The sequence below is a fragment of the Spirillospora sp. NPDC046719 genome (assembly GCF_040645715.1).
Lineage (GTDB): Bacteria > Actinomycetota > Actinomycetes > Streptosporangiales > Streptosporangiaceae > Spirillospora.
On the sequence record NZ_JBEYYT010000673.1, the window covers coordinates 1 to 3744 of the forward strand.

The following is a 3744-nucleotide window of genomic DNA, read 5'->3' on the forward strand; positions in this document are numbered from 1 at the left end:
GTCGCCGTCATGGCGGACCCCATGACGGCGACTCGGCGCGGGTCAGCGAGGGAAGACGTGGTCGATGACGCGGGCCGCGGCCTCGCCGTCGTCGTGCGGGCAGTACTTGACGAAGAAGTCGTCGTACCGGCCGCTGTACATGTCCTCCAGGGCGGGCGCCTCGCGGACGGCCTCGGCGACCTCCTCCGACGTCGCGACCAGCGGTCCCGGGGCCTCCGCCTCCAGGTCCAGGTAGAAGCCGCGGACGTGGTCCCGGTAGCGCTCCAGGTCGTAGGTGTAGAAGACCATCGGGCGGCCCAGGACGGCGTAGTCGAACATGGCGGACGAGTAGTCCGTCACCAGCACGTCGGACGCCATGTAGAGGTCGGCGATGTCGGGGTAGCGGGTGACGTCGATGACGAAGTCGTCCGACGCGACGTGGGCGCGGTCCGTGACGAGGTAGTGCGCGCGCAGGAGCAGGACATGGTCATCCCCGAGCGCGCGCCGCATGGCCTCGACGTCCAGTTCCAGGTGGAAACCGCGGCGGTCCGGGGTGTGGTGCTCGTCATCCCGCCAGGTCGGCGCGTACAGCACCACCTTCTTGCCCTCGGGGATGCCGAGGCGCTTGCGGATGTCCGCGCCCACGCGCTGCCACTCGGGAGCGCTCATGACGTCGTTGCGCGGAAACCCGGTCTCCAGGACCTCGCCGCTGTAGTGGAACGCGTGCCGCATCACCTGCGTGGCGAACGGGCTGGACGACAGCAGGTAGTCCCACCGGGGCACTTCGCGCTGTATCCAGTCGAGCTTCTCGGTGCGCCGGTACGGCATGTCCTTCAGGTCATAGCCGAGCCGCTTGAGCGGCGTGCCGTGCCAGGTCTGAAGGTAGATCTGGCCCGGCCGCTTGGCGAACCAGTACGGCGCCCCGTAGTTGGTGACGATGTACTGTGCGCGCGCGAGCGTCCGGTAGTGCTCCCGTGTTTCCGCCTGGACGGTCCGTGCCTCGCCCTCAACGGCGAACTGGCCGTCCCGCGAGACCCACACGCATTCGAGGTCGGGCCTGCGCTTGGCGAGCTCCTCGTAGAGCGCGCGCGGGTTGCAGCTGTACTGGGACGCGTTGCAGCTGTCGAACACGACGACGTCCGACAGCGGGCTGCGCAGGTAGACGGGATAGTCGTTCTGCTGCAGGAGCCGCTGCGCGTGCCGTCCGCGCTCGTCCTCCGACAGGGCGGGACGGCTGTGGATCTGCACCGCGTCGGTCTGGTGGACGCCGACCTCGAACTCGTGGGTCCCGACGCGCCGCCATTCGGGCAGCGCGGGGATCCCGGCGCGCTCGGCGACGACGGCGACGTCCCCGGACCGGGTGGGCGCGATCAGGTCCCAGGCGCCCTCGGCGAGCGGCAGGTCCGTCCCGAACACCGGCAGGCGCGCGGGCGTGAACGCGGCGGTGAACCGGTTCCCCTCCCAGGTCAGCGGCACCTCGTGCGCCTCGCCCGAGCGGCTGCGGTGCAGCACGAGCCGACCGGGCCGGTCCTCGGGGTCGGCGTAGGTGCCGGTGAGCGCGAGCCGGCCCTCGGCGTCCCAGGCGGCCTGCGTGACCACGGGCCGGAAGCCGCGCTCGATGCCCCGCAGGTTCCCGTACGCGGTGCGGGTGACGACGAACTCGCGGCCCCGCCAGGCGAACCTGGCCTCGGCGAGATGCGCGGCCATGGTCAGCCGGAGCGGGCCGCCCTCGCCGCTCAGCCGGATGTCCCAGTCGATGACGTCCAGCAGGTGCGCGTGGCCGGGAGCGGTGTGCGGCACTGGGTCGTCCGACGCGCGCTCCCCTCCTTCGGCCGGGCCACCGGCCGGGCCGAGGGCCGGACCGGCCGGGCGGGCGCCGGAATCGGGGGCGTCGCCGGCGGACTCGGGGAGCGAGAGCAGGCCGTCCAGCGGCAGCGTCGCGGTGAAGCTGAAGCCGGTCCCCTCGGCCGCCGGCGTCACCGCCGCCGGGCGGACCGTGACGTCGCCGAACACCTCCGTCCCGCCGTGCCGCCGCGCCGCCATGATCGCCGCCCCGGCGCCGAGCGCCCGGTTCGTCCACCCGGTCAGCTCCAGCACGTCGCCCATCCGGCGGAACCCGGTGAGCACCGCCCGGGACGCCTTGACGTGCACGGCGAACCCCTCGTCGCCGTCCGCCGGCTGGACCGCGACGTGCTCGGCGAGCTGCCGCGCGGCCGTCCACCGCACCCGCGGCGCCGCCGCGGTGACCCGCCGGACGGCCTTGTGCCCCGCCGTCGTCACCTCGGCGTACAGCTCCCACGCGGCGGTGCGCCACTCCTCGCCGTCGCGGAGCGCCTCCGGGTCGATCCGGACGGCGAACCCCGACCACTCGTACGACACCAGCGCCTGCCCGGAACGGGCCGTGGCCTCCGGGCAGCGGGTCCGCTCCACGTCGAGGCGGACCTCCTGGCCCGTCCGGGCGTCGCGCAGCCACATCCGGATCCGGGAGTCGTGCGCCGACGACACGTCGAGGCGGGCGAGGTGCGCGAACCCCTCGAGCGTGAGGACGTCCCCGTCCCAGCCGGCCCGCTCCACCCCCGTCCACAGCTCGAACTCGTCGGTGACGTCGTACACCTCGTCGGGCACGGCGCGGTGCGGGTCGCCGAAGAACGGGTAGCGGGCGTACCAGCGCTGCCGGAACCGGCCCTTCGCGACGAGCGGGACCTCGTCCAGGCCGCCCTCCTCGAACCGCAGCACCTCCAGCAGCTCCGGCAGCATCCGCTCGCCGAGCAGGTGCAGCTCCAGCCGCTTGATCGCCTCCAGCCCGGACACCGCCGCCGGGTGCGCCTCCGCGACGATCTCCGCGCCGAGGCCGACCAGCCGGCGGCGCTCCTGCTCGGACGCGGCGGGCAGCGCGTGCACGAGCGCGCGGACGTCCAGGTCCAGCGCGTACATGTCGTGGGCGGGCAGCAGTTCCGGCGCCCGGTCGCGCAGGACGCGGCGCACCATCCCCAGGGCGGCCATCCGGTCGATGATGTCGCCGAGCTCCTGCCGTTCCCGCTCGTAGGCGCCCAGGTGGTGGCGCCAGAAGTAGACGGTGGCGTCGAGGACGTCGACGGAGGACGCGAGGACGTGCGTCTCCATCGCCACGGTCAGGTCGCCGTACTGCATCGCGGGGAACTCGAACTGGTGCGCCTCCCAGAACGAGCGGCGGAACACCTTGTTCCACACGGTCCGGTCCTGCAGCAGCGCCGGCTGCTGGGAGATGTGCGTGGACCGCGCCGCCGCCGCGTACGGCTCCGCGTGCAGCCACGACTGCCAGACGCCCTCGTCGTCGAGGCACATGACGTTGCCTCCGGCGATGTCCGACCCGGTCGACTCCAGCGTCCCGACCAGCAGCTCGTACGCGTACGGCGGGAGCGCGTCCTCGCCGTCGACGAACGCCAGGTAGCGGCCCCCGGCGTACCGGACGCCGGTGTTGCGCACCGGCCCCGCGGACGGGTTGGTATGCGGGGCGAGCACGAACCGGCCGTCGCGGCGCGCGAACGCCTCGGCGACGGCGGCGGCCTCGTCCGCGGCCCCGTCGTCCACCATGATCACTTCCAGGTCGCGCAGCGTCTGCCCGGCCAGCGACTCCAGGCATCCGGCGAGGTGGTCCCCAGCGGCTCGGAACGGTACAACGACGCTGATCTTCGGTGACACGGGTTCTCCAGGGGTTGCGGGGTGGTGGTGCGCGCGGATCCGCGGGGGGCCCGGCGGGGCGGCGGCGCGCGGGCGGGCGAGGGC

The 3744-nt window shown here is 73.5% G+C and carries 1 protein-coding gene; it reads right to left on the reverse strand.

Annotated elements, in window-relative coordinates:
• Nucleotides 1–42: 42 nt before the first annotated feature.
• Entirely contained in the window at nt 43–3660 is a 3618-nt protein-coding gene (locus ABZ914_RS48435) for a bifunctional glycosyltransferase/CDP-glycerol:glycerophosphate glycerophosphotransferase (protein ID WP_500201369.1), read from the reverse strand.
• Nucleotides 3661–3744 lie beyond the last annotated feature (84 nt).